A 22,519-nucleotide genomic window follows, 5' to 3' on the forward strand; every position below is an offset into this window, starting at 1 on the left:
GACCGGACGATGAGGAGGACGACATGCCCGGGAAGCAGAACCCGTCACTGAAGGACCCTGAACTCTACGAGAAGCTCCGCGACGACGGCGCGTCGAAAGGCAAGGCCGCTCGGATCTCCAACGCCGCGGCGAAGCAGGGACGCTCGACGATCGGGGAGAAGGGCGGCGAGGCCGGGTCCTACGAGGACTGGACCGTCGCGCAGCTCCGCGAGCGCGCCAAGGAGATCGGCCTGACCGGCTACTCCGACAAGCGGAAGAGCGAACTGATCACGATGCTCCGCGACAGCTGAGCAGGCGGCGCGACCGACCGGGCTACTTCGCCGGAGCGGTCGTGTCGTCACCGGTCGTCGCGTGGACGACGACCTCGCCGGTGTTCGCCTCGTGCATGAAGCCTTCGAGCAGCGCGCGGTCCATGTCGCCGACCTCGTCGGAGTCGAAGGAGAACTGTAGGGCGATCGCCGGGTGCAGCCAGAGCGTCGTGCGTCCGTCGGTGGTGGAGTCCTGTCGGATCGTGAGCGCGAACGACTCGTTCCGTCGCAGCTTCATGAGTGCGATCGTCTTGACATGGGCGAGCGTTCGATCGTCGAGCCGAACGCGTGCATCGCCGGTGCCGTAGACCAGTTGTCCCATGGGATCCCTCGACTTCCGACCCCTGCGATGGCCGACGACGCGAACGGCCGACTGCTGTGCGCATCCCGACGGGGTCCGGGCCGGTGAAGCGCTCTCTCAGGATACGAGACATTCTTGGCGCGCGCCCGATTATCCACAACGCGAACGGCCCATTGGCGGGGCGTTCGCGCATTGTCCGCTGCTCGGGCCCTTCGCGCAATGGCCCCCGCAGGCCGAGGTCCGCAGGCTAGCGTGGCACACCTGAGACAAGGAGCTGACGATGGGATTCCTCCGCCTCGGTGCGCTCCGCTCACAGGTCGACGACCAGACGCTCGCCCAACTCGAACGTGTGATCCTCACCCGCATGCTCGGCGAGCAGTCGTTCCGGTTGCAGCTCCACCGTGGGCGCTTCCAGTCGTCCGAGCCGATCACCGTGTCGCCCGAGCAGCCGATCGTCTTCGCGTTCGACGCCGAGTTCGAGCCGCCGATCGACGAGCGCATGGCCGCCGAGATGCTCGAGGAGATCGAGATCACGGGCGGACTGCACGTCGTCGTCGCGTGACCAGCAGCAGACCGTCACCAGCACCACACCGAGACCACCACCACAGGAAGCAGGAGCGACATGAGTGACTTCACCGGAGCAGACGCATTGGGTACCGACCCGGACATGGTCGCGGGCACCCCGCCCACCGAGATCCCGGACGAGCCCACGCACGAGGACACGGAGGACGAGCCCGACGTACTCGAGCAGCCGGACGCGGCGCCGTTGGAGGACCCCGACGCTCGCTGACCCCGTCAGACGTGGAAGCGCCGCCGACCCTCGGGTCGGCGGCGCTTCGTCGTGCAGCGGGCGGGGCTCAGCCCTGCTCGGTGTCCTCGGGGTCCGCGCCCGGCCGCACGGCCGCGTCGTCGCGGATGTCGATCCGGGTCACGCCGTCGCCCTGGTCGGTGACGTCGATGCGCGGAGCCGCGTCGGCTTCGGTCGCGTTCGGGGCGGTCGTCAGCTGGTCGTGCCGGTTCTCGTCGTGCGTGTTGGGAGTCTGGTCGCTGTCGGTCATGCCCAGACGATAGCGCACGGGCACCGGTGCCTCCCGGTATACCCTCCGGGTTGCGGATGCAAGGTCTGCCGTCTCGACCGCCCACGTTCCCACAATGGACGTATGAGAAAGCTGCACTACGCCAGCGGCTATCTGCTGATGGCCGACAAGACCTGTAAAGCGCTGCTGCGATACGCACGGGCCCTCTCCCAGAGCGGAGAGTCCGACATCGTGATGGTACCGACCATCTCGGAAGGCGGCAGCCTGGGATACGCCCACCTCCTCATCGGACCGGCGAGCCAACTGTTCTCGACGCCCGTCGAGAATGCTTCGGAGGAACCGTTCGACGAACAGACCATCGTCGAACTCGAACAGCGGACCGCCGAGCTGCAACCGGCGCGACCGGAGTGGGCGACGGAACTCACGGACATCGACGACCTGGAGTTCGACGAACGTTCGAGGTGAGCAGGGCCGGAGACCCGGTCGGCGAGGTTCAGACGCGCGGGCCGGGCTCCGGCACGAGGACGAGCCCCTGGTTCGAGTCGGCGCTGATCGCGAGCGCATCGAGCCAGGCGCGGTTGAGTTCGACCGGGACGCTGCCGGCGTACTTGAACCGGAGGGACATCGCCGGGTGCAGCCAGATCGTCGTCCGGCCGTCGCCTGACCGCGGGTCGTCCTTCCAGCCGAAGTAGAACGCTTCGCCGCGACGCAACTTCGCACCGATGACCTGTTGCAGGTGGGCGAGGACCCGGTCGTCGAAGGTCACCGACACGTCGGCGTCGTAGATCATCTTGCCCATGGGTTCTCCTGCTCGGTCCGTCCCCTCCTACGGTAGGCCCGGTGCTCCGGAAGTGCCACGATGCACCCGGGGCTTGCGGTCGGCCACGACTGTGCTGCAGTGCGTCGCGGGTATGGTGCAGCAGTCGTCGCCGGATCGCAACCCTGCGCAGCCACTGGTCGGCGCGTTCTACCGTGTCGCCATGACCGATACTCCCGCAACGCCCAATCGTCTCGACCTCGCCTACTCGCCCAGCCGGGCGATCGTCACCGCCTCGGATTCCGGCATCGGTCGGGCCGCCGCCGTCGCGCTCGCCGAAGCGGGCTTGGACGTCGGCATCACCTGGCACACCGATGAGCAGGGTGCCGAAGCGACCGCGGACGAGGTCCGCGCACTCGGCCGTCGCGCCGTGGTCGCCCGCCTCGACACCACCGACCTCCAGTCCTGTGGCGACGTCGTCGACGGGCTCGTCGCCGAGCTCGGCGGACTGGACGTCTTCGTCAACAATGCGGGCACCGGAGCCTCCACACCGTTCCTCGAGATCGAACTCGAGGAGTGGCGTCACGTCGTCGCCGCCGACCTCGACGGGGCGTTCGTCTGCATGCAGCGTGCGGCACGGCACCTCGCGGCGGCGGGCAACGGTGGTCGCATCATCGCGGTCACGAGCGTCCACGAGCACCAGCCGCGCGTCGGGTCGTCCGCATATGATGCCGCGAAGCACGGTCTCGGCGGACTCGTGAAGACGGCGGCGATCGAATTGGCGCCGTTCGGCATCACCGTGAACTCGGTGGCACCGGGCGAGATCGCCACCCCGATGACAGGCCAGACCGACGAGGACCCGCACGACGCCGAACGCCCCGGCATCCCGGTGGGCCGTCCGGGCGACGCGCGGGAGATCGCGTCCGTCATCGCGTTCCTGGCGTCGTCGGGGTCGAGCTACCTGACCGGCGCGTCGATCCCGGTCGACGGCGGGATGCTGCTCATGGGCCCGCAGGCCGGTTCCCACATCACCGGCCACGACTGGCGGGATGCTGCCAGCCAGTGAGGCGGAACACAGAGGGGCACCGGCCAGCACCGGTGCCCCTCTCTCGCGGTTGTCGCGGTTCAGGCGCCGATCGGCAGTGTCTCCGCGATCGAGGTGCGGTGCAGGACGTCCCAGCGGCTGGTGTAGCTGCGCTCGGGGAGTGAACGCAGCGCCTCGACCAGGTGGTTCGGCAGCAGGTCGCGGCGGGCCTCACGCGTGAGGTCGCTGGGGCGGCAGGGGTACTCCATGCCGCGCAGGAATTCGTCGAGCTCGGTGAACACGAGCATCTCCTCTCTGGGCGCGTCGTGGCACCCGATGTCAGGCGGGCCGGCTGCGTCGACCGGTCGTCAGACCGCCGTGCCCTCCTTCGAGTGTCGTTCCCGTACGGCCGTTCGGCGCGCTCTTGCCTTTCCGCCGTCGAGCTGCTACTCGGCCGGAGTGAGGTGCATCCTCAGAGCTCGAGGCGTCGCTCCACGATGTCGCGAGCGACGTCCGCCAGCGGACGACGGCGACTGCGCGCATACTTGCGGATCACCTCGAAGGCCGCTTCGACCGAGATCGCGGCGGTGTAGGCGACGACGCCCTTCGCCTGCTCGATGACGACCCGCGACTGCAGCGCCGACTCCAGCTGCTCGCGCGTCGCGTCACTCTCGCGGAGGGTCCGCTCGTGCAGGATGCCGATCGTCGCGACGTCGGCCATCGCCTGCGCGGCCTGGGACTCGTACCGGTCGAAGGCCTCCGAAGCCGTGCGGAACAGGTTGAGGGTGCCGATGGTCGTCCGGCGGAGTCGCAGCGGGAACGCGTGAGCCGAGTGGAATCCGGCAGTCGCCGCGATCTCGGCGAATCTCGGCCAGTCGGCAGCGACCGTGGCGATCTCGGGGATCGACACCGGTGTCGCCGTGCGGAAGCTGTCGATGCACGGGCCTTCGTCCGCGCTCAGTTGGATGAGCTCCACGAGCTTCCCGGACTCGCTGGTCGACGCGATCAGTTCGAGGTCGCCGTGCGGGTCCGCCAGCAGGATGCCCGAGGCCTGGACGTCGAGGAGGTCCACGGTGGCGTCGACCAGGGCCTGGAGCAGGTCGACGACGTCGTACTCGTCCACGAGAGTGTCGGCGAGCGTCGCGAACACGTCGAGCAGGGCGGTCGAATGACGGAGATCGGACCCGGTCCCGTCGTCGCCGCGGGCGCTCATCGCTCGTCTTCGATCGAGTCGTCGTGCAGCACGTACCCGGTGCGACGTTCGAGGATGTCCTCGGCGACGTCCGACATCGAGCGGTTCTGAGCGAAGGCCTGCGCCTGGATCAGCAGGTGGGCGTCGTCGGGGGTGAGGCCGAGTTGCGCGATCACGAACCCGGTCGCCTGATGGATCCGGCGTCGGGCGTGGGGCTTCAGCTGCGCCGTGTCGGGGAGACTCGCGAGTTCGAGGGTGCGTCGGAGCACGTACCGGCTGAGCGGGCGGGTGAGGGACATCATGTCCTCGACCGCCTGCGCGTCCAGCGTGCGCTCGTCGGTGTCGTACAGCTCGACCGCGCCCACCTGGAGCGGTCCGACGCGGAGCGGGAAGGCGAAGATGGAGCCGACCGCGTGTTCGCGGATCGCCTCGGTGAACGACGGCCAGGAGTCGTAGCCGTTCCGCTTGACGGCTTCCTCGAGCACCGGGCGGCCACTGCCGACGGCGTCCCAACAGGGCCCCTCGGACAGGTCGAACTGAAGCTCGTCGATCAGCGCGATCTGCTCGTCACTCGCGGCGATCGTCTCGGGGCTCAGGGTGTCGCCGAGTGTCGCGATCGAGACGCCGCTGAGGGGCATGAGTCGAAGGATCGGCTCCACCAGCTGGTCGTCCTCGTCGACCCGGTCGAGTGCGCTGTACACGATGGCGAAGGTGTCGCTCATGTCCGCATTCCTTCCGGGCTCGAAGATGATCTCCGCTCATCGTACGTCCATCCGGCCGCGATCGCCGGGTGATGATCCGTCCTGGCTGGGAAAGCAAGGGGCCGCCCTGGCGGCGTGGATTCGCCTAACGTGGCGTCATGCCTCTGACGACGACAACCCCACCGCGCCCCTCCGCCAACCGGTCCGCAGCAACCGATCGGTCGGCACGATGAGCCGCGGGGTCGCCGTCGTCACCGGCGGAACCGCAGGGCTCGGTCGCGCGACCGTCCGTGAGCTCGCCGCCCGTGGCTGGGACGTCGCTGTCCTGGCCCGCGGTGAGGACGGACTCGCCGCCACCATCGCCGAGGTCGAACAGGCCGGGCGTCGCGGGCTGGGCGTGCCGACGGACGTCGCCGACCGGGAGGCCGTCGAGCATGCGGCCGACCGGGTCGAGGCGGAACTCGGACCGATCGAACTCTGGGTGAACTGCGCCATGGTCGGCGTGTTCGGGGACTTCCTCACGACCGAACCGGCGGACTTCGAGCGCGCCGTCGCCGTCAACTTCTTCGGCTTCGTCAACGGCACCCGGGCCGCCCTCTCGCGCATGGTCCCACGTGACCGTGGGCACGTGATCCAGGTCGGTTCCGCCCTCGCCCACCGCGGCATCCCGCTGCAGGCCGCGTACTGCGGGTCCAAATTCGGCGCCCGAGGCTTCACGGAGTCGGTGACGGCCGAACTGCTCCACGACGGCAGCAACGTCAAGCTCTCGACCGTGGACATGCCGGCGCTCAACACCATCCAGTTCAGCTGGGTGAAGTCGCAGCTGCCCGAGCACCCGCAGCCGGTGCCGCCGATCTACCAGCCCGAGGTCGGGGCGACCGCCATCGCCGACGTCGCAGACCGACCGAGGCGACGCACCTGGGTGGGGGAGTCCACCGTCGGCACGATCCTCGGCGACCGCTTCGCCGGTGGATTCCTCGACTGGTTCCTCGCCAGGACCGGATACTCCGGGCAGCTCGCGCCGGACAAGGACGACCCGCGGATGCCCGACAACGTCTACACGCCCGCCCCCGGCGACCACGGCGCTCGTGGCGTGTTCAGCGACAAGGCCCACTCGTGGAGCCCGCAGACCTGGGCGATCCGCCACCGACGGGCCGTGTACGCGACCGCCGCCGGCACCCTCGCAGCGGGTGTCGCCATGGTGGCCGGCGCGGCGAAGCGGCGCTGAGCACGATGGCGCGGCGCGAGCAGTTCGACGCGGTGGTCGTCGGCGCGGGCCCCAACGGGCTCGCTGCCGCGGTGACCCTCGCCAGGGCCGGCCTGCACGTGCAAGTGGTCGAGCGGGGCGACACGATCGGTGGTGGTGCCAGGACCGCTGAGCTGACGCTGCCCGGCTTCCACCACGACATCTGCTCCGCGGTCCACCCGATGGCGCTCGCGTCCGGGTTCTTCCGATCCTTCGGCCTCGAGCGCCGCATCGACCTCGTCGTGCCGGAGATCTCCTACGCCCACCCGCTCGACGGTGGACGGGCCGGGATCGCCTACCGCGACATCGACCGCACGGCCGACGCCCTCGGACGCGACGGCGACGCCTGGCGCTCGCTCATGGGCCCGCTCGCCGCCGACGCCGACCGCGTCTCGCAGTTCACCGGTGGCAAGCTCCTGCAGGTGCCGCGCCACCCGGTCACGGTCGCGCGCTTCGGCCTCCGCGCGCTCGAGCAGGGCAGCCCTGCGTGGAACCTCCGGTTCCGTGAGGAGACCGCTCCGGCGATGCTCAGCGGTGTCGCCGCCCACTCCATCCGCCCGATGCCGAGCCTGTCCACCTCGGCCGCCGCCCTGTCGCTCGGCGCGTATGCGCACGCCCGCGGTTGGCCCATCCCCGTCGGCGGCAGCCAGGCGATCGTCGACGCGCTCGCGGCCGACCTGCTGGCCCACGGCGGTGAGATCGTCACCGGAACCGAGGTGCGCTCCATCGACGAGCTGCCGTCCGCCCGCGCCGTCCTGTTCGACACGACGCCGAAGGCGCTCGCCGAGATCGCGGGCAGTCGACTGCCCGACGCGTACCTCCGTCGGCTCTCCCGGTTCCGGTACGGCGACGGCGTGGCCAAGGTCGACTTCGCGCTCTCGGGTCCCGTCCCGTGGACGAACCCGGAACTGGCCCGGGCCGGCACGCTCCACCTCGGCGGCACCCGCCCGGAGATCGCCGCCGCCGAGCGCGACGTCGCCCGCGGTCGGCACAGCGAGTCGCCCTACGTCCTCGTCTCGCAGCCCGATGTCGGCGATCCTGGTCGCGCTCCCGGTGACGCCCAGGTCCTCTGGGCCTACACGCACGTGCCGAGCGGGTCCGGTCTCGACCAGACCGAGGCGATCATCCGGCAGATCGAGCGCTTCGCCCCCGGGTTCCGCGACGTGATCCTGACGTCGGCGTCGATGACCGCCCGCGACATGGCGCGGTACAACCCGAACTACGTCCTCGGCGACATCGCCGCTGGTGCCGCGAGCTTCGCACAGCTCGTCGCGCGTCCCGTGCTCTCGAACGACCCGTGGCGGACGCCGACGCCGGGGATCTTCCTCTGCTCCTCGTCGACCCCGCCCGGCCCGGGCGTCCACGGTCTCGCCGGCTGGCACGCCGCCCGCAGCGCCCTCCGCTCGGTCTTCGGCCGCGACCGCATGCCGTCGCTCGCGCCCGACCGACCGCGTCCGAACTCCTGACCCGTCCCTGCTCCAGCGAAAGGAACACCACCGTGTCCCACACCACTCGGATCCTCGACTGCCCGCCCGACCGTGTCTTCGCCGTCCTCGCCGACGGCTGGCTCTTCCCGGCGTGGGTGGTCGGCGCGTCCCGCATGCGCGACGTCGGTGACCGGTGGCCGCACGTGGGCGGGAAGCTGCACCACTCCTTCGGTGTCTGGCCGGCGGTGTTGAACGACGAGACGACCGTGCTCCAGTGGGACGCGCCGCACCGGTTCGTCATCCAGCCGAAGGGGTGGCCGCTCGGTGAGGCCCGCGTCGCGGTCGAGGTCGAGCCGCACGAGCGCGGGTGCATCATCCACCTGCACGAGCACGCCGTGACGGGCCCCGGTGCGCTGATCCCGGTCTGGCTCCTCGACATCGGGCTGCACCTCCGCAACATCGAGACGCTGCGCCGACTCGCCCACCTCGCTGAGGGCGGCGCTGGCGGGACCCACCTCGTGGAGGCGGCCGAACCGACGGCAGCAGACCGGAAGAACGCCGAGTTCCCGAAGCGGTCGTTGTTCGCGCGGGTGGCGTCGGTCCTCGTCGTCGCCGTGCCGGTGGTCGCGGTGGCGCGCAAGCTCCTGCGCGGATAACGCATCAGCGGCAGGATCGCAAGCGCGGCGCGTGGTTCTGTCGCTCCCGTACCGTTGCGCGAGTGACTGCACCCGACACCGCCAGGACCGAGACCTCGTCCCAGCTCAAACGCGACATCTCCGGCAAGATGCTCTACCTGTTCATCCTCGGAGACGTGCTGGGCGCGGGCATTTACGCCCTCATCGGCCAGATCGCCGGGGAGGTCGGTGGGGTCACCTGGGTCCCGATGATCGTCGCGCTGCTGCTGGCACTGCTCACCGCGGCGTCCTACGCGGAGCTCGTCACGAAGTACCCGAAGGCGGGTGGTTCGGCCGTGTTCGCCGAGCGCGCCTACAAGCGGCCGATCATCTCCTTCCTCGTCGGGTACTGCATGCTCGCGGCGGGTGTCGTGAGTGCGTCCGGGCTGGCGCTGGCCTTCGCCGGTGACTACCTCGCGACCTTCATCGACCTGCCGCCGGTGCTCGGCGCCGTGCTGTTCCTCCTGGTGATCGCGCTCATCAACGCCCGCGGCATCAAGGAGTCCGTCCGGGCGAACCTGGTCATGACGATGATCGAGACCACCGGCCTCGTCCTCGTCGTGGTGGCGGTCGCGATGATGCTCGGTGGCGGCAGGGGCGACCTCGGTCGTGCGACGCAGTTCGCGGAGGGTGGCAGCCCCGTCATCGCGGTGTTCGGTGCGGCGCTGCTCGCCTACTACTCCTTCGTCGGGTTCGAGACGAGTGCAAACGTCATCGAGGAGGTCAAGGACCCGTCGCGGGTCTACCCGAAGGCGCTCTTCGGTGCCCTTGCGACCGCCGGCGTGCTGTACGTCCTCGTCGGCACCGCGGCCTCGATCGCCGTGCCCTCCGACGAACTCGGCGAATCGACCGGTCCGCTCCTGACCGTGATCCAGGCGACCGGCGTCGGCATCCCCGCATGGTTGTTCAGCATCATCGCGCTCGTCGCGGTCGCGAACGGTGCGCTGCTCACGATGATCATGTCGAGCCGGCTCGCCTACGGCATGGGCTCCCAGGGCCTGCTGCCGAGCGTCTTCACGAAGGTGCTGCCGAAGCGCGGTACGCCGTGGGTCGCGATCATCGTGACCACGGGTGTCGCGATGGTCCTCACGGCCACCGGCAGCATCGCGACGCTCGCCGAGACGGTCGTCCTGCTCCTGCTCATCGTCTTCCTCAGCACGAACATCGCGGTGCTCGTCCTGCGGCGCGAGCGCGTCGAGCACGCCCACTTCCGTGCGTGGACGGTCCTGCCGGTCCTCGCGGTCCTGTCGTGCCTCGTCCTCCTCACGCAGCAGAGCGCCGAGGTCTGGTTGCGTGGCGGCATCATCGTCGTGGTCGGCGTCGTGCTGTACGCGATCACGCGTGTGGTCCGTCGGCGGAAGGCGCCGGAAGCGGCGTGAGGAGCGTCTGACGGCGGTACCATCCCTCCATGCGATCTGGACGAGGCGTATCGGGTGGTGATGGCAGCTGATGCCTGACGGGAAGGACACGGCCGATGCGTCGCCCGGGGACGGTCGCGACGAGACCCTGAACGAGCGGTCCGACCGCAACTGGTCGGAGCTGCTGCAGGAGTTCCGGGTCCTGCAGACGGGCACGCAGATCCTCGCGGGCTTCCTGCTGACGCTGCCGTTCCAGCCGCGGTTCACCGAGCTCACCGGATTCGACCACGTGCTCTACCTCGCCCTCGTGATCCTCGCCGTCACGGTGACGCTCCTGGCGCTCGCGCCGGTGATCATGCACCGGTTGGTGTTCCGGCAGCTGGCGAAACCACAGCTAGTGCGGCTGTCCAGCAGGATCCTCATGGTGTGTCTCGGGGCGGCGTCGCTGCTGTTCGCAGGGATCGTCCTGTTCGTCTTCGACTTCGTCGCGTCGCCTGCGGTCGGCTTGTGGGCGGGTGGGGCCGTGGTCGTCGTCATCGGGCTGGTGTGGATCGTCGGCCCGCGCCTGATCCGGGGTGCGCGCGACCGCGTGTCCTGAGGTCATCGACGTGCCCGCGGTGAGCCCCGAGAATGGGACGATGCCCGAAACGTGCACCTTCTGCCGCATCCTGCGTGACGAGCCCGACGACATCACCTGGGTGGAGCGCGAGGACGAGGCGGTCGCCTTCCGGCCGTTGCCCGAGTCGGAGCTCGCGCCCGGACACACCCTGGTCGTGCCGCGGGCGCACAGCGTCGGCCTGCTCGACGCCGATCCGCGAGCCCTGCAGGCGACGACCGCCCTCGCTCAGCGGGTGGGACGCGCGATGCGGGCGGCGCTCGGGGCGACCGGCGTCGTCGTGCTGAGTGCGTCCGGTGCCGATGCCGGGCAGAGCGTCCCCCACCTCCATCTCCACGTCGTCCCGTGCTGGGATGACGACGGGGTCACGTTCTGGCCCGAGGGCCGCTCGAAGCACCGGGTCGACGGCGACCCGCACGAGCTCCTGGCGGAGATGTTCGAGTAGCCGGAGATCGCTGCTCCTTGAGTTGACCTCAAGACCGATTGAGGTTCTACGGTTGAAGCATGACCATTCCCACCACGCCGTCCGCTGATCCCGATGCCCTCGCCCGCGCCGCGACCGTCGACGGGTTCAAGACGGCGTTCCGTGACCACCCGGCGGGCGTCGCGTTGATCAGTGCCTCGACCGATCGGGGAGACGTCGGGCTGACGGCGTCATCGGTCGCGTCGGTGGCCGTCGACCCGCCGATGCTGTCCTTCTCGGTCACGCGGGCCACGGGGTCCGCGGGCGGACTACTCAGCGCGGGAACGGTCGTCGTCCACCTCCTGGCCGATCACCACCTGGAGGTCGCGAAGGCGTTCGCCAAGACGGGGGAGCCGCGCTTCACGCCGGAACAGCACTGGGAGCGACTCGCGACCGGCGAGCCCTACCTGCCGAGCGCCCGTGCGGCGCTGCGTTGCCGGATCGTGCAGACGGTCCCGGCCGGCAGCTCGATGCTCGTCATCGCCGAGGTGCTGGAGGTCGTCCCACCCGGCACGGACGCGCCGGCGCTCGTCTACCAGAACCGCAACTTCCACCGCCTGGAGTCCGACCCGCTCGGTTGATCAGGCGAGGAGCGCGATCGGGCCGATGTCAGCGATCGCCTCGATGACCCGCTCGGGGTGCTCGGCGATCCGGTTGAGGACGTAGAGCCACCACTCGGGTCCGTAGACGAGGTACTCGCGCGTCGTGAACCCGCGGCGGCGGAGGTCGTCGAGCAGTTCGGTGCCGAGTCCCTGCAGCATCTCGAACTCCACGTGCGGCTGACGGAGGTCGTCGCCGAGCGCGCCCTCGAGTGCGGCGACGAGGTTCGCGTCGTGGGTGGCGAGGTTGACCCGGTGACCCGACCCCACGAGTCGCGTGACCATGCTGAGGTAGGCGGCGGTCATCGGCGCCGAGTCGCGGGGGTAGGCGACCTCGGTCGATTCGAGGAAGGCGCCCTTGACGACGCGGATCGGCCCGGGTCGGTCCAGCACGCGGTCGAGGTCCGCGGGGGTGCGGTGCAGTCGCGCCTGCAGGGTGATGCCGGTCTCCGGGAAGGCGTCGGCGATCTGCTCGTAGATCGACAACACGAGGTCCGTGCGGTCGGAACCCTCGGCGGAGATCATGAGCGAGGTCCCGGCGTCCCTGGCCGCCTGCGCGAGCGCCAGGCCGTTGCGCAGGCCGAGCTCGGGGGAGACGACCGAACCGATGTGGGAGAGGTCGAGCGAGATCGTCGCGGTCTGGTCGGATTCGCTGATCCGGCGGGCGAGGTCGATGAACTCCGCGGTCTGCTCGTCGGCGACGCGTGCGTCGCGGACGGACTCGCCGACGAGTTCGATGCTCCAGCGGTGCCCACGATCGGCGTTCGCTTCGAGGAGCCGCAAGGCCGAGGCCGCGTCCTCGCCGGCGATGTATCGCAGGGCTGCCCGCTTGGCGACGGCGGCGGCCTCCGGGTGGGCGAGGACTCGCGCTTTGAGGTCCTCGTCGAGGGCCCAGGCTCGCAGGGTGTCGGCGGCGCGCGACAGCGTCTCGTCGTTCATCAGCATGCTTCGACCCTATCCAGTCCCGGGTGACGATCCGGACGGCACCGGGGTCTGGGCTGCACCGAGGTCTGGGCTGCGTCGCCCGTGCGCGCTACGCTCGCTCACGTGGCGAGCTTCGAGGAGAAACCGATCCTGGACCTCACGCTCGATGAGTGGGAGGCCTACCTCGCCGGTGCGCCGAGCGACGCGGGCGTTCGGTTGAAGCTGCGGAAGAAGACGTCGAAGGCGTCGGGGATCACCTGGTCGGAGGCACTCGACGTCGCCCTCTGCTACGGGTGGATCGACGGACAGAGCAAGCGGTTGGACGACGACTACACGCTGCAGGCGTTCACGCCGCGGCGGAAGAGCAGCCCGTGGTCGCAGATCAACCGGGAGCACGTCGCCCGCCTCATCGAGGAGGGGCGGATGCGTCCCGGTGGGCTCGCGGAGATCGAACGCGCCAAGGCCGACGGGCGGTGGGACGTGGCGTACCGGCAGAAGGACGCCGTCGCGCCGGACGATCTCCAGGTGGCGCTCGATGCGAACCCCGAGGCCGCGGCCTACTTCGCGACGCTGAAACGGACGGAGCGCTTCCGTGTCTTCTTCCGGCTGAGCAACATCAAGACACCCGCTGTGCGGGCCGCCCGCATCGCCGACGTGGTCGAGAAGGCCGCCCGGGGTGAGCAGCACTACCGCTGAGGATGGGTGGATCGGCGCGGATGAGGGTGTCACCGGGGACCGTGTGGCCGGTCGTCCACGAGGAGCGTCGGCGGCTCGTCGCGGACCTGTCGATGATGGGCGAAGAGCAGTGGGGGACGCCGTCGCTCTGCAGCGGATGGGATGTGCACGACGTCGTGGCCCATCTCGTCGATTCGGCGAAGACCACGCGGCTGGGATTCGCCAGACGACTCATCGCCGCGCGGTTCGATTTCGACCTCGACAACGCACGCGGGGTCGAGCGGGAGCGGAGGAACGATCCACAGGAGACGCTCCGCGCTCTGGCGGACGCCGCCGAGCTGACATGCACGCCGCCGGCGAACCTCGCGACCAGGCTCGTGGAGGCCATCGTGCACGGGGAGGACGTCCGTCGGCCGCTCGGCATCCGCGCGGACTACCCGACAGCCGCGGTCCTGGTGGCGTTGGAGTACCAGCTCCGGACCGGTGTCTCGATGGGCGGCGGCAAGGAACGCGCCCAGGGTGTCCGGCTCGTCGCCGAGGACACGGGGACGAGCTGGGGTGAGGGCGACGAGGTCCGGGGATCGGCGCTCGACCTCTTGCTCGCGGTGTCAGGGCGACCGACCGGGCTGGCGTTGCCCGGGAGGTGAATGCGGGCCAGGCCGCGGGGCCGGAAGCCGCACGGGCAGGTCGCTCCCGGGTGCCGAGGTTGCGCGGCTCGGCTGCCCGTCGACAGGCTCAGGGACCGAAACGGTTCGGGCACACTTCTCCCGGTCACTGAGCCTGTCGAAGTGCCCACGAGGACGCCTCATCGTTCAGGGCACACTTCTCCCGATCACTGAGCTTGTCGAAGTGCGCACGAGGAACCCTTCGACAGGGACCGGATTCATCAGGGCACACCTCTCCCGGTCGCCGAAGCGGAACGCCCGAAGTGCCCTTCGACAGGCTCAGGGACCGGGGCGTTCCGGGCGCACTTCTTCCGGTCACTGAGCCTGTCGAAGTGCGCACGAGGAACCCTTCGACAGGCTCAGGGACCGGGTGCATCCGGGTGATCCTCTTCGGTTGACCGAGGTTGCGCGGCTTGGCTGCCCTTCGACAGGCTCAGGGACCGAAATGGTTCGGGCGCACTTCTTCCGGTCACTGAGCTTGTCGAAGTGCGCACGAGGAACCCTTCGACAGGCTCAGGGACCGGGTGCATCCGGGTGATCCTCTTCGGTTGACCGAGGTTGCGCGGCTTGGCTGCCCTTCGACAGGCTCAGGGACCGAAATGGTTCGGGCGCACTTCTTCCGGTCACTGAGCTTGTCGAAGTGCGCACGAGGAACCCTTCGACAGGCTCAGGGACCGGGTGCATCCGGGTGATCCTCTTCGGTTGACCGAGGTTGCGCGGCTTGGCTGCCCTTCGACAGGCTCAGGGACCGAAATGGTTCGGGCACACTTCTTCCGGTCACTGAGCTTGTCGAAGTGCGCACGAGGAACCCCTTCGACAGGGACCGGATTCATCAGGGCACACCTCTCCCGGTCGCCGAAGCGGAACGCCCGAAGTGCCCTTCGACAGGCTCAGGGACCGGGGCGTTCCGGGCACACCTCTTCCGGTCACTGAGCTTGTCGAAGTGCCCACGAGGAACCCTTCGACAGGCACAGGGACCGGTGGAGGTCAGAACGGTGCGGGATCAGGTTCCGTCCGATGGTGTTTCCCGTCGGGTGTTGTCCAGTCGAGGACCCCGCCGGGCCGATGGTCGAGGTTCCACCCGGGAAGGTGTTTCATGCGGTGGTGATGTCGGCAGAGGCAGGCGAGGTTGCCGACATCTGTGGTCCCGCCGTCTTCCCACGCGACCGAGTGATCGAGGTCGCAGGCTCTGGCGCGTCGCCCGCAGCCTGGTGCCCGGCAGGTGCCGTCCCGGAGGCGGACCGCGCGTTGCAGGTCGGCCGGGACTCGGTATTGATTCCGCCCGACGGAGAGGACCGCGCCGGTTTCCGGCTGGACGAGGATCCGGGTGAAGCTGGGCGCGTTCACCGCTATCCGTGCCGCGGTCTCCGGGTCGATCGGACCGTAGCCGTCGAGGGTGGCCGGGGCGTCGCTGACACCGGCCATGCTGAGTGCCGGGACGGTGATCTGCACGGTTGGCGTGATGTGCTCCTGGACCTCGATCGGGTGCGGGAGCACCGGGCTCGACATGACGTCTTCCGGGGTCACGCCGGTGAGCGCGAGCGCCGCGAGGGCGTCGGCCTGCAGCTGAGCGCACGTGCGGGTGTCGCCAGCTGCGCGCGACTCAGCCGCTGCTGCTTCGACGCGCTCGACGAGCCCCTGGGCGATCGGTGCTGTGGTGAAGAGGTGCACCCACGCCATGCCGTCTGCCGCAGGCTCGAACTCCACCCGGCGGTCCGCTTCTGAGCGGACCGCTCGGGCGGTGATCGATTCCGGGTGGAGGCGTTCGCGGATGACGCGGGCGCGTTGCTGGAGGTACGAGACGGTCGTGCTCTCGGCGACCGGCAGCACCTGTTCGAGGAACGCCGCCCGGCCCGTGGTTGGGACGTCGCTGAGCTGGTCGGTGATCACCTGTGCATGCCGCGCCGAGATGCGGCCGGCCTCGAGTGATTCGAGCACGGCTGGTGCGTCGTTGACGAGGCGTTCGGCGTCGTTGGTCGCGCGCTGGATCGTTCGTTCCGGTGTCCGGGTCGCCATCGCGAGGGCCGCGCAGGTCGAACGGCGGGAGAGGGCCTGTCGCTCGGCCGGCGGGAAGATGGCCGGGACCGTGGCGTCTGCGAACGCGTCGGCGTAGGCGGCGGAACGGGCGAGGAGGCGCGTCTTGCGCGCGTCGAGGACGGCTTGTTGCCGGTGGAGCTCCGCCCACTGGTCCGAGAACTCCGCGAGCTGCGCGGCGTGTTCGTCGCAAACACGGATCGCAGCGGAGGTGGTCTCGGTCATGGAACAAGCCCATCATGAACCACTGACATTCCAGATGCCGAGTTGTGCCGTTGTGGAAGTTGCTCGGTGTGCCCTTCGACAAGCTTAGGGACCGGGGGAAGGGCGTCGGATTCGTGAGGTGCTCCGTGTGCCCTTCGACAAGCTCAGGGACCGGGGGAGGGGGGCCGGATTCGTGGGGTGCTCCGTGTGCCCTTCGACAAGCTCAGGGACCGGCGGAGGGGTGCCGGATTCGTGGGGGTTGGTTCGTGTGCCCTTCGACAAGCTCAGGGACCGGGGGAAGGGCGTCGGATTCGTGGGGTGCTCCGTGCCCTTCGACAGGCTCAGGGACCGGGGGAAGGGCGTCGGATTCGTGGGGTGCTCCGTGCCCTTCGACAGGCTCAGGGACCGGGGGAACGGCGCCGATTCGTGAGGTGCTCCGTGTGCCCTTCGACAAGCTCAGGGACCGGGGGAACGGCGCCCGATTCATGGGCCCATCGGCAGGCTCAGGGAACGGAGGTCGACTGGCGACCGGCCCAGGGACCGGACGGGGTCAGACCGCCCGGGCGAGCAGCTCTGCGACGCGCTTCGCGACGGCGTCGTTCCACGCGGTGACACCGAACGCGGTCGGCCACAGGTCGCCGTCGTCGAGCTTCGCGGAGTCGTTGAACCCGATGGTCGCGTAGCGCGCCTTGAACTTCGCCGCCGCCTGGAAGAACACGACCGCCTTCCCGTCGGCACCGACGTAGGCGGGCATGCCGTACCAGGTCTTGGCCGCGAGGCCGGAGTCGCCACCCATGATCAGCTCATGCAACGGCTCGGCGATCGCGCGGTCGGCGTCCTCCATGTCCGCGATCGCGTCGACGACGGCCTGCAGAGCCTCCTCGCGACTCGCGGCCGCCTTCAGCTCCTTGGCGCGCTCCTTCATCGCCGCGCGTTCCTCGGCGCTGAATCCGCTCTTCGTGCTCGACTGCTTCTCGGCCATGTCGGCGTCCTTCCGTTCGGGGCTGTGGTCCGCTTCTCACGGTAGCCCTGCGAGCCCCACGCCGCTTCTCGAATCCTGCTCAGCCCACTGAGTCACCCAAGAGTGCTCGCAATCAGCCGGAAAACGGACCGATTCGGGCGACTCAGCCGTCCAGCGCTCCCGGCTCGAGCACCGACTCGACGATGACCCGGATCGCGTACTCGCTCGTCTCGGCGAGGTCGACGTCCGCGGGGTCGATGAGCCACTGGACCTGCAGGCCGTCCATGACCGCCAGGATCGACGCCGCCGCACGGTGGATCGTCTCGGGCGCATCCACGCCACGCTCGGCGCACACGACTTCGAACGCCTCCGCGATCTCGCGCCGCAGCGTCCGGTAGCGGTCGTCGAAGTAGTGCCTGGCCGGGTGGTCCTCCGTCACCGACTCCGCCGACAGGACGACGAACGCCTGCACGATCCCGGCACGCTGCGCGTTCGCGGCGGCGGTGCGGATCAGGTGCTTGAACAGGTCGATGCCGCCGGGGATGTGCTGGTCGTCGAGGTCCTGCACATCCGTAGCGTCGCGGTAGCTGAGGACCTCGAGGAGGAGCTGGTCCTTCGACCCGAAGTGGTGCAGGATGCCCGCCGGCGTCATGTCGACGAGCTCGGCGATGTCGATGAGGGTGCCGTTCGCGTAGCCCTTGGCGCCGAAGACGTCGAGCGCGGAGCGGACGACCTCGGCTCGCCTCGCCACGGTCGCCGGGCGTGGCTGTGCCGGTCGTTTCGCCGTGTTCTGTCGTTTCACCGTGCTCATGGTGTCCGTTCCGCGGGGGCCTCGATGCGCCCGACACTACCGCGCTTGCCAACTTACTGAATGGTCAGTAAGTTATCACCGAATCCCGACTTGCGCCGCACTGCCGCAGCGCACACCCAAGAGGAGAAAGCGATGAAGCTGAGAACCCCACTGCTGGCCGCGTTCGCGGCCACAGCCCTGCTGCTCACCGGATGCACCGGTGGCGGCGGGTCGAGCGACGGCCCCGAGAGCGGCGCCGCCCTGACGATCGCGAAGCCGGACGGCTCGATCGCCACCGAATCCAACAACCCCTACGTCGGCGACTCGTCCGCCATGAAGCTCGGCTACATCAACGCGATCCTGGAGCCGCTCGCGATCGTCAACCTCGTCGACCCGAGTGCCGAGGTGAAGCCCTGGCTCGCGTCCGAGATCGCCTGGTCCGACGACTACACCTCCGTCGCGCTGACCGCCCGCGACGGCGTCACCTGGAACGACGGCGAGGCGTTCAGCGCCGACGACATCGCGTTCACCTTCCAGCAGTTCATCGACCACCCGGAGCTCGACAACTCGGCCCTCGGCCTCACCTCGGTGGCGACCGAGGGCGACACCGTCACCCTGTCGTTCACGAACCCCATGTTCGTGAAGCAGGACAAGGTGCTCCTCAAGCAGATCGTCCCGAAGCACGTGTGGGAGTCCGTCGACGACCCCGCCACCTTCGAGAACCCGGAGCCCGTCGGCACCGGTCCGTACACGCTCACGAGCTTCAGCACCGAGAGCGTCGAGCTCACGGCCCGCGACGACTACTGGGGGGAGCAGCCGGCCGTGCCGACGCTCTACTACGTGTCGTACAACGACAACACGGCCCTCACCACCGCCCTTGCGAACGGCGACGCCGACTGGGCACAGGCCTTCATCCCGAACGTGCAGTCCGCGTACCTCGACAAGGACAAGGAACACAACGTCTACTGGGCGGCCGCCGGTCTCGCCGTCGACGCGATGTTCGTGAACACGCAGACGAAGCCGTTCAACGACCCCGCGTTCCGCCAGGCGGTGAACCTCGTGATCGACCGCGAGCAGCACCAGCAGATCGCCCGTGAAGGCGGCGTCCCCGAGCTCAGCTCCGTGACCGGTCTCCCGACCCCGGCGGGCGACGCGTTCATCGCCTCCGAGTTCGAGGGCGAGGACTACACCGTCGACGCGAAGGCTGCGAAGCAGGTCCTGACCGACGCCGGTTACACCTGGGAGGACGACGTCCTCACCGACCCGTCCGGCGAGGCCGTCACCTTCACGCTGTCGGTGCCGCAGGGCTGGAACGACTACGTGACCGGCATCAGCCTCATCGCCGACTCGGTCAAGACACTGGGCGTCACCGCCACGGTCGACACCCCCGACCAGGACACCTGGTGGGCGGCGAAGTCGGACGGCGACTTCCAGGCCATCCTGCACTGGACCGACACCGGCGCGACGCCGTACGACCTGTACTCCGACATCATGGACGGCCGCTGGCTCGTCGCCGAGGGTGAGGCGGCCGACTTCAACTTCGGTCGCTACGACAGCCCGGAGGCCACCGCGGCGCTCGCCGCCTACGCCAACGCGACGGACGACGCCACGCGCACAGCCGCCCTCGAGACCGTGCAGAAGCTGTTCGTCTCCGACGTCCCGGCCATGCCGATCGGCACGCGCCCGTTCATCGGTTCGTACAACACGCGGAACTACACCGGATGGCCGAGCGAGGACGACCCCTACGCGCCCGCCGACCCGACGCAGCCGACCGCGGTCTACATCCTCACGCAGCTCAAGGCCGCGAAGTAGGCACGGGCACCACACCGACGGGCGGGGCGCTCATCCGCCCCGCCCGTCACCTCCCGCATGCGCAACGGCATGCACCGCGATCAGCACAGAACGGACTCATGCAGTGACCAACGACGACCTGCTGACGGTGTCCTCCTTCAGCGTCACCTACGACGTGGAACCACCCGTCGAAGCCGTGCGCGACGTCTCGCTCACCCTCCGCCGGGGCGAGATCCTCGGCCTGGCCGGCGAGTCCGGCTGCGGCAAGACCACCCTCGCCTACGGCCTGCAACGGCTCCTCAAACCACCGGCGGTCATCACGGGCGGGACCGCCGTCTTCCACGACGAGTCCGGCGAGGACATCGACCTCGGCCGGCTCGGCGAGGAGGAGATGCGCGCATTCCGCTGGGACAAGGCCTCCATGGTGTTCCAGGGTGCGATGAACGCCCTCAACCCGGTCACCTCGATCGGGCGGCAGCTCGACGACGTCTTCACCACGCACCGCCGGGGCATGTCACGCGCCGAACGTCGCGAGGAGGCGGGCAAGCTGCTCGACATCGTCGGGGTCGGCCGCGACCGCCTGAAGTCCTACCCCCACGAGCTCTCCGGCGGCATGCGCCAGCGGGTCATGATCGCGATGGCGCTCGCCCTGAAGCCGCAGCTGATGATCATGGACGAGCCGACCACCGCGCTCGACGTGCTCGTGCAGCGCGAGATTCTCCAGCAGATCTCCGAGCTCCGCACCGAGTTCGGCTTCTCGGTCATCTTCATCACCCACGACCTCCCGCTGCTCCTCGAGATCTCCGACCGCATCGCCGTCATGCGTGCCGGCCGGCTCGTGGAGATCGACACGGCGGAACGCATCTATCGACAGGCGAAGGACCCGTACACGCGGAAGCTGCTCGCGTCCTTCCCGAGCCTCACCGGCGAGCGCGGCGACTTCGTCCGCGGGACCGGTGCCGCCACGTCAGCCACCCAGGCAGGAGTGACCGCATGACCACCCTCGAGTTCTCGCACGTCTCGAAGCGCTACCGGGTCCGTGGCTCCGGTCACATGCTCGCGCTCGACGACGTCAGTTTCACCCTGCGGTCCGGCCAGACGCTCGCCCTGGTCGGACAGTCCGGCAGTGGCAAGTCGACCATCGCGAAGATCCTCACCCAGCTGGAGCGGGCGACGAGCGGCGACATCCTGCTCGACGGCAAGGCGATCCCGCGTCGTGGTCGTGCACTCCGCCGCTACCGCCAGCAGGTCCGCATGGTCTTCCAGGACCCGTTCGCCTCGCTGAACCCGTCGCACACGATCCGTCACCATCTGGAGCGACCGCTGCGCCTCGACCACGTCGTCCCCGAGGCCGAGGTGGAGGACGAGGTGCACCGCCTCCTCGAGCGCGTGCAGCTCGACCCGGCCGGCACGATCGACCGCCGGCCCCACGAACTGTCCGGCGGTCAGCGCCAGCGGGTCGCCATCGCCCGTGCGCTCGCGTCGCGTCCGTCCCTCCTCATCGCCGACGAGCCTGTCTCGATGCTCGACGTCTCCATCCGGCTGGGCGTCCTCAACCTCCTGGCCGAGCTGCAGCGCGAGTCGCAACTCGGTGTGCTCTACATCACGCACGACCTCGCGACCGCGCGGCACTTCAGCGACGAGATCATGGTCCTGCACCACGGTGAGGTGGTCGAGCGGGGCCCGGCCGACGACGTGATCCTCCGCCCGCAGCACCCCTACACGCTCGCTCTCCGCAACGCGTCGCCCGACCCCGACCGCCACTTCGCGGGAACGGAGACCATCGCATGACCTTCTTCCTCCGTCGCGCCGCCTTCTACGCGTTCACCGCGTGGGCCGCGATCACGATCAACTTCTTCCTACCGCGCATGCTCAAGGGCGATCCGGTCTCGGCGTACATCGCGAAGAACCAGGGCCGCATCAGTCCCGAGGCCGCGGACTCGCTGCGCACCCTGTTCGGACTCGACGCCGACAAGTCGATGCTCGAGCAGTACCTCGACTACTGGCGGCTCCTGTTCTCGGGCGACCTCGGACGGTCCTTCTCGAAGGGCCTCGCGCCGGTCACCGACGTGATCGCCGCGGCCCTGCCGTGGACCGTTGGTCTCGTCGGGATCGCGACGATCCTGTCGTTCGTCCTCGGCACCTCCATCGGCGCCCTCATCGGCTGGCGACGCGGCAGCAAGGCGGACTTCATCGTCCCGCTGTCCACCTTCTTCTCGACGGTGCCGTACTTCTGGATGGGCCTCATCGCGATCGCGGTGTTCTCCACCCTGCTCGGCTGGTTCCCCGCCTCCCACGCCTACGGCAAGGGGTCGAGGCCCGAGTTCACGCTCGACTTCATCGGCCAGGTGATCGCGCACGGCTTCCTCCCGGCGGCGACGATCGTGCTCGCCTCACTCGGCGGTTGGATCCTCGGCATGCGCAACATGATGGTCACCGTGCTCGACGAGGACTACGTGACCGTCGCCCAGGCGAAGGGACTGCCGACCCGCCGGGTGCTCGTGGACTACGCCGCACGCAACGCGATGCTGCCGCAGCTGTCGAGCTTCGCCCTGTCGCTCGGCTTCATCGTCGGCGGCACGATCGTCATGGAGATGGTCTTCTCCTACCCGGGCGTCGGCAAGCTGCTGCTCGACGCCACGACGGCGAAGGACTACCCGCTCATGCAGGGGCTCTTCCTCGTCATCACGCTCACCGTCCTCGTCGCGAACATCCTGGCCGACGTCGCCTACGCGGTGCTCGACCCCCGCACCCGCCAGATGGAGTCCTGAC

Annotated in this window: 28 protein-coding genes; 18 read left to right on the forward strand and 10 right to left on the reverse strand. The window is 69.2% G+C overall.

Annotated elements, in window-relative coordinates:
* Nucleotides 1-23 precede the first annotated feature (23 nt).
* Nucleotides 24-290 (forward strand): Rho termination factor N-terminal domain-containing protein, encoded by a 267-nt coding sequence (locus tag FGL15_RS11665; protein ID WP_138946164.1) that lies wholly within the window; start codon nucleotides 24-26, stop codon nucleotides 288-290.
* Between the two features lie 22 nt (nucleotides 291-312).
* Here the strand turns inward: FGL15_RS11665 and FGL15_RS11670 are convergent, their stop codons facing one another.
* The gene (locus tag FGL15_RS11670; protein WP_138946165.1) at nucleotides 313-630 is read right to left on the reverse strand and encodes a hypothetical protein; all 318 of its coding nucleotides are present in this window, start codon (nucleotides 628-630) and stop codon (nucleotides 313-315) included.
* Nucleotides 631-889: 259 nt separating this feature from the next.
* Here FGL15_RS11670 and FGL15_RS11675 point away from each other — a divergent pair, with 259 nt between their 5' ends.
* Both FGL15_RS11675 and FGL15_RS20350 read left to right on the forward strand, forming a co-directional pair.
* Nucleotides 890-1,171, forward strand: a complete 282-nt coding sequence (locus FGL15_RS11675; protein ID WP_138946166.1) for a hypothetical protein — start codon at nucleotides 890-892, stop codon at nucleotides 1,169-1,171.
* 60 nt (nucleotides 1,172-1,231) lie between these two features.
* On the forward strand, nucleotides 1,232-1,399 hold the full coding sequence (locus FGL15_RS20350) for a hypothetical protein (protein WP_168223384.1): 168 nt from the start codon (nucleotides 1,232-1,234) through the stop codon (nucleotides 1,397-1,399).
* A 67-nt stretch (nucleotides 1,400-1,466) separates the two neighbouring features.
* Here the strand turns inward: FGL15_RS20350 and FGL15_RS11680 are convergent, their stop codons facing one another.
* Complete coding sequence (locus FGL15_RS11680) at nucleotides 1,467-1,667, reverse strand: hypothetical protein (RefSeq protein WP_085512068.1); 201 nt, start codon at nucleotides 1,665-1,667, stop codon at nucleotides 1,467-1,469.
* 102 nt (nucleotides 1,668-1,769) lie between these two features.
* Here FGL15_RS11680 and FGL15_RS11685 point away from each other — a divergent pair, with 102 nt between their 5' ends.
* On the forward strand, nucleotides 1,770-2,111 hold the full coding sequence (locus tag FGL15_RS11685; RefSeq protein ID WP_138946167.1) for a hypothetical protein: 342 nt from the start codon (nucleotides 1,770-1,772) through the stop codon (nucleotides 2,109-2,111).
* Nucleotides 2,112-2,139: 28 nt separating this feature from the next.
* Here FGL15_RS11685 and FGL15_RS11690 read toward each other — a convergent pair whose 3' ends face one another.
* Nucleotides 2,140-2,445 carry an ATP-dependent DNA ligase gene (locus tag FGL15_RS11690; RefSeq protein WP_138946168.1) on the reverse strand — a complete coding sequence of 102 codons (306 nt, stop codon included), beginning with the start codon at nucleotides 2,443-2,445 and terminating at the stop codon, nucleotides 2,140-2,142.
* 181 nt (nucleotides 2,446-2,626) lie between these two features.
* Between FGL15_RS11690 and FGL15_RS11695 the strand changes: the two genes are divergently transcribed.
* Nucleotides 2,627-3,469 carry an SDR family oxidoreductase gene (locus tag FGL15_RS11695; RefSeq protein ID WP_138946169.1) on the forward strand — a complete coding sequence of 281 codons (843 nt, stop codon included), beginning with the start codon at nucleotides 2,627-2,629 and terminating at the stop codon, nucleotides 3,467-3,469.
* Nucleotides 3,470-3,528: 59 nt separating this feature from the next.
* Here the strand turns inward: FGL15_RS11695 and FGL15_RS11700 are convergent, their stop codons facing one another.
* From FGL15_RS11700 to FGL15_RS11710, 3 genes are all read right to left on the reverse strand, one after another.
* Complete coding sequence (locus FGL15_RS11700) at nucleotides 3,529-3,729, reverse strand: DUF2795 domain-containing protein (RefSeq protein ID WP_168223385.1); 201 nt, start codon at nucleotides 3,727-3,729, stop codon at nucleotides 3,529-3,531.
* A gap of 170 nt (nucleotides 3,730-3,899) precedes the next feature.
* Nucleotides 3,900-4,640: a GAF and ANTAR domain-containing protein gene (locus tag FGL15_RS11705; protein ID WP_138946171.1), complete on the reverse strand. Its 741-nt coding sequence runs from the start codon at nucleotides 4,638-4,640 to the stop codon at nucleotides 3,900-3,902.
* Entirely contained in the window at nucleotides 4,637-5,341 is a 705-nt protein-coding gene (locus FGL15_RS11710; RefSeq protein WP_086472941.1) for a GAF and ANTAR domain-containing protein, read from the reverse strand. The genes FGL15_RS11705 and FGL15_RS11710 overlap by 4 nt, the downstream gene beginning before the upstream one ends.
* A 208-nt stretch (nucleotides 5,342-5,549) precedes the next feature.
* Here FGL15_RS11710 and FGL15_RS11715 point away from each other — a divergent pair, with 208 nt between their 5' ends.
* The 7 genes from FGL15_RS11715 to FGL15_RS11745 all read left to right on the forward strand — a co-directional run bounded on the left by FGL15_RS11715 (nucleotide 5,550) and on the right by FGL15_RS11745 (nucleotide 11,685).
* Nucleotides 5,550-6,548: an SDR family oxidoreductase gene (locus FGL15_RS11715; RefSeq protein ID WP_138946172.1), complete on the forward strand. Its 999-nt coding sequence runs from the start codon at nucleotides 5,550-5,552 to the stop codon at nucleotides 6,546-6,548.
* Nucleotides 6,549-6,553: 5 nt separating this feature from the next.
* Nucleotides 6,554-8,032: an NAD(P)/FAD-dependent oxidoreductase gene (locus FGL15_RS11720; protein ID WP_138946173.1), complete on the forward strand. Its 1,479-nt coding sequence runs from the start codon at nucleotides 6,554-6,556 to the stop codon at nucleotides 8,030-8,032.
* A gap of 32 nt (nucleotides 8,033-8,064) precedes the next feature.
* Complete coding sequence (locus FGL15_RS11725; protein ID WP_138946174.1) at nucleotides 8,065-8,649, forward strand: SRPBCC family protein; 585 nt, start codon at nucleotides 8,065-8,067, stop codon at nucleotides 8,647-8,649.
* A gap of 62 nt (nucleotides 8,650-8,711) precedes the next feature.
* Complete coding sequence (locus FGL15_RS11730; RefSeq protein WP_370281683.1) at nucleotides 8,712-10,046, forward strand: APC family permease; 1,335 nt, start codon at nucleotides 8,712-8,714, stop codon at nucleotides 10,044-10,046.
* A 70-nt stretch (nucleotides 10,047-10,116) separates the two neighbouring features.
* Nucleotides 10,117-10,623: a DUF6328 family protein gene (locus FGL15_RS11735; RefSeq protein ID WP_138946175.1), complete on the forward strand. Its 507-nt coding sequence runs from the start codon at nucleotides 10,117-10,119 to the stop codon at nucleotides 10,621-10,623.
* Nucleotides 10,624-10,663: 40 nt separating this feature from the next.
* Complete coding sequence (locus FGL15_RS11740) at nucleotides 10,664-11,086, forward strand: HIT family protein (RefSeq protein WP_138946176.1); 423 nt, start codon at nucleotides 10,664-10,666, stop codon at nucleotides 11,084-11,086.
* Nucleotides 11,087-11,145: 59 nt separating this feature from the next.
* Nucleotides 11,146-11,685 carry a flavin reductase family protein gene (locus tag FGL15_RS11745; RefSeq protein ID WP_085512058.1) on the forward strand — a complete coding sequence of 180 codons (540 nt, stop codon included), beginning with the start codon at nucleotides 11,146-11,148 and terminating at the stop codon, nucleotides 11,683-11,685.
* Here FGL15_RS11745 and FGL15_RS11750 read toward each other — a convergent pair whose 3' ends face one another.
* The gene (locus tag FGL15_RS11750) at nucleotides 11,686-12,648 is read right to left on the reverse strand and encodes a proline dehydrogenase family protein (RefSeq protein ID WP_205858614.1); all 963 of its coding nucleotides are present in this window, start codon (nucleotides 12,646-12,648) and stop codon (nucleotides 11,686-11,688) included. It abuts the gene before it with no gap.
* 102 nt (nucleotides 12,649-12,750) lie between these two features.
* Between FGL15_RS11750 and FGL15_RS11755 the strand changes: the two genes are divergently transcribed.
* Both FGL15_RS11755 and FGL15_RS11760 read left to right on the forward strand, forming a co-directional pair.
* Nucleotides 12,751-13,323, forward strand: a complete 573-nt coding sequence (locus FGL15_RS11755) for a YdeI family protein (RefSeq protein WP_138946177.1) — start codon at nucleotides 12,751-12,753, stop codon at nucleotides 13,321-13,323.
* A 20-nt stretch (nucleotides 13,324-13,343) separates the two neighbouring features.
* On the forward strand, nucleotides 13,344-13,949 hold the full coding sequence (locus FGL15_RS11760; RefSeq protein WP_138946178.1) for a maleylpyruvate isomerase family mycothiol-dependent enzyme: 606 nt from the start codon (nucleotides 13,344-13,346) through the stop codon (nucleotides 13,947-13,949).
* A gap of 1,005 nt (nucleotides 13,950-14,954) precedes the next feature.
* Here the strand turns inward: FGL15_RS11760 and FGL15_RS11765 are convergent.
* The 3 genes from FGL15_RS11765 to FGL15_RS11775 all read right to left on the reverse strand — a co-directional run bounded on the left by FGL15_RS11765 (nucleotide 14,955) and on the right by FGL15_RS11775 (nucleotide 17,977).
* Nucleotides 14,955-16,226 carry an HNH endonuclease signature motif containing protein gene (locus FGL15_RS11765; RefSeq protein ID WP_138946179.1) on the reverse strand — a complete coding sequence of 424 codons (1,272 nt, stop codon included), beginning with the start codon at nucleotides 16,224-16,226 and terminating at the stop codon, nucleotides 14,955-14,957.
* 529 nt (nucleotides 16,227-16,755) lie between these two features.
* The gene (locus FGL15_RS11770) at nucleotides 16,756-17,187 is read right to left on the reverse strand and encodes a hypothetical protein (RefSeq protein WP_138946180.1); all 432 of its coding nucleotides are present in this window, start codon (nucleotides 17,185-17,187) and stop codon (nucleotides 16,756-16,758) included.
* A 142-nt stretch (nucleotides 17,188-17,329) separates the two neighbouring features.
* Complete coding sequence (locus tag FGL15_RS11775; protein WP_138946181.1) at nucleotides 17,330-17,977, reverse strand: TetR/AcrR family transcriptional regulator; 648 nt, start codon at nucleotides 17,975-17,977, stop codon at nucleotides 17,330-17,332.
* Between the two features lie 132 nt (nucleotides 17,978-18,109).
* Between FGL15_RS11775 and FGL15_RS11780 the strand changes: the two genes are divergently transcribed.
* The 4 genes from FGL15_RS11780 to FGL15_RS11795 all read left to right on the forward strand — a co-directional run bounded on the left by FGL15_RS11780 (nucleotide 18,110) and on the right by FGL15_RS11795 (nucleotide 22,518).
* The gene (locus FGL15_RS11780; protein WP_138946182.1) at nucleotides 18,110-19,768 is read left to right on the forward strand and encodes an ABC transporter substrate-binding protein; all 1,659 of its coding nucleotides are present in this window, start codon (nucleotides 18,110-18,112) and stop codon (nucleotides 19,766-19,768) included.
* A gap of 103 nt (nucleotides 19,769-19,871) precedes the next feature.
* Nucleotides 19,872-20,744 carry an ABC transporter ATP-binding protein gene (locus FGL15_RS11785; RefSeq protein ID WP_138946183.1) on the forward strand — a complete coding sequence of 291 codons (873 nt, stop codon included), beginning with the start codon at nucleotides 19,872-19,874 and terminating at the stop codon, nucleotides 20,742-20,744.
* Nucleotides 20,741-21,538: an ABC transporter ATP-binding protein gene (locus tag FGL15_RS11790; protein ID WP_056009243.1), complete on the forward strand. Its 798-nt coding sequence runs from the start codon at nucleotides 20,741-20,743 to the stop codon at nucleotides 21,536-21,538. Before FGL15_RS11785 ends, FGL15_RS11790 begins: the two co-directional genes overlap by 4 nt.
* A complete protein-coding gene (locus tag FGL15_RS11795) occupies nucleotides 21,535-22,518 on the forward strand; it encodes an ABC transporter permease (RefSeq protein WP_056009241.1) in 984 nt (327 codons plus the stop codon). The genes FGL15_RS11790 and FGL15_RS11795 overlap by 4 nt, the downstream gene beginning before the upstream one ends.
* Nucleotide 22,519 lies beyond the last annotated feature (1 nt).

Source organism: Plantibacter sp. M259 (assembly GCF_006065115.1).
Classification (GTDB): Bacteria; Actinomycetota; Actinomycetes; order Actinomycetales; family Microbacteriaceae; genus Plantibacter; species Plantibacter auratus.

What these genes read in the sequence shown, in the direction of transcription:
- FGL15_RS11670 (WP_138946165.1), bottom strand. Translation starts at nt 630, where the DNA reads ATGGGACAACTGGTCTACGGCACCGGCGATGCACGCGTTCGGCTCGAC.
- FGL15_RS11760 (WP_138946178.1), top strand. Translation starts at nt 13,344, where the DNA reads ATGAGGGTGTCACCGGGGACCGTGTGGCCGGTCGTCCACGAGGAGCGT.
- FGL15_RS11770 (WP_138946180.1), bottom strand. Translation starts at nt 17,187, where the DNA reads ATGGCCGAGAAGCAGTCGAGCACGAAGAGCGGATTCAGCGCCGAGGAA.
- FGL15_RS11775 (WP_138946181.1), bottom strand. Translation starts at nt 17,977, where the DNA reads ATGAGCACGGTGAAACGACAGAACACGGCGAAACGACCGGCACAGCCA.
- FGL15_RS11705 (WP_138946171.1), bottom strand. Translation starts at nt 4,640, where the DNA reads ATGAGCGCCCGCGGCGACGACGGGACCGGGTCCGATCTCCGTCATTCG.
- FGL15_RS11795 (WP_056009241.1), top strand. Translation starts at nt 21,535, where the DNA reads ATGACCTTCTTCCTCCGTCGCGCCGCCTTCTACGCGTTCACCGCGTGG.
- FGL15_RS11780 (WP_138946182.1), top strand. Translation starts at nt 18,110, where the DNA reads ATGAAGCTGAGAACCCCACTGCTGGCCGCGTTCGCGGCCACAGCCCTG.
- FGL15_RS11745 (WP_085512058.1), top strand. Translation starts at nt 11,146, where the DNA reads ATGACCATTCCCACCACGCCGTCCGCTGATCCCGATGCCCTCGCCCGC.
- FGL15_RS11695 (WP_138946169.1), top strand. Translation starts at nt 2,627, where the DNA reads ATGACCGATACTCCCGCAACGCCCAATCGTCTCGACCTCGCCTACTCG.
- FGL15_RS11740 (WP_138946176.1), top strand. Translation starts at nt 10,664, where the DNA reads ATGCCCGAAACGTGCACCTTCTGCCGCATCCTGCGTGACGAGCCCGAC.
- FGL15_RS11690 (WP_138946168.1), bottom strand. Translation starts at nt 2,445, where the DNA reads ATGGGCAAGATGATCTACGACGCCGACGTGTCGGTGACCTTCGACGAC.
- FGL15_RS11710 (WP_086472941.1), bottom strand. Translation starts at nt 5,341, where the DNA reads ATGAGCGACACCTTCGCCATCGTGTACAGCGCACTCGACCGGGTCGAC.
- FGL15_RS11750 (WP_205858614.1), bottom strand. Translation starts at nt 12,648, where the DNA reads ATGCTGATGAACGACGAGACGCTGTCGCGCGCCGCCGACACCCTGCGA.
- FGL15_RS11715 (WP_138946172.1), top strand. Translation starts at nt 5,550, where the DNA reads ATGAGCCGCGGGGTCGCCGTCGTCACCGGCGGAACCGCAGGGCTCGGT.
- FGL15_RS11680 (WP_085512068.1), bottom strand. Translation starts at nt 1,667, where the DNA reads ATGACCGACAGCGACCAGACTCCCAACACGCACGACGAGAACCGGCAC.
- FGL15_RS20350 (WP_168223384.1), top strand. Translation starts at nt 1,232, where the DNA reads ATGAGTGACTTCACCGGAGCAGACGCATTGGGTACCGACCCGGACATG.
- FGL15_RS11790 (WP_056009243.1), top strand. Translation starts at nt 20,741, where the DNA reads ATGACCACCCTCGAGTTCTCGCACGTCTCGAAGCGCTACCGGGTCCGT.
- FGL15_RS11720 (WP_138946173.1), top strand. Translation starts at nt 6,554, where the DNA reads ATGGCGCGGCGCGAGCAGTTCGACGCGGTGGTCGTCGGCGCGGGCCCC.
- FGL15_RS11735 (WP_138946175.1), top strand. Translation starts at nt 10,117, where the DNA reads ATGCCTGACGGGAAGGACACGGCCGATGCGTCGCCCGGGGACGGTCGC.
- FGL15_RS11675 (WP_138946166.1), top strand. Translation starts at nt 890, where the DNA reads ATGGGATTCCTCCGCCTCGGTGCGCTCCGCTCACAGGTCGACGACCAG.
- FGL15_RS11685 (WP_138946167.1), top strand. Translation starts at nt 1,770, where the DNA reads ATGAGAAAGCTGCACTACGCCAGCGGCTATCTGCTGATGGCCGACAAG.
- FGL15_RS11665 (WP_138946164.1), top strand. Translation starts at nt 24, where the DNA reads ATGCCCGGGAAGCAGAACCCGTCACTGAAGGACCCTGAACTCTACGAG.
- FGL15_RS11765 (WP_138946179.1), bottom strand. Translation starts at nt 16,226, where the DNA reads ATGACCGAGACCACCTCCGCTGCGATCCGTGTTTGCGACGAACACGCC.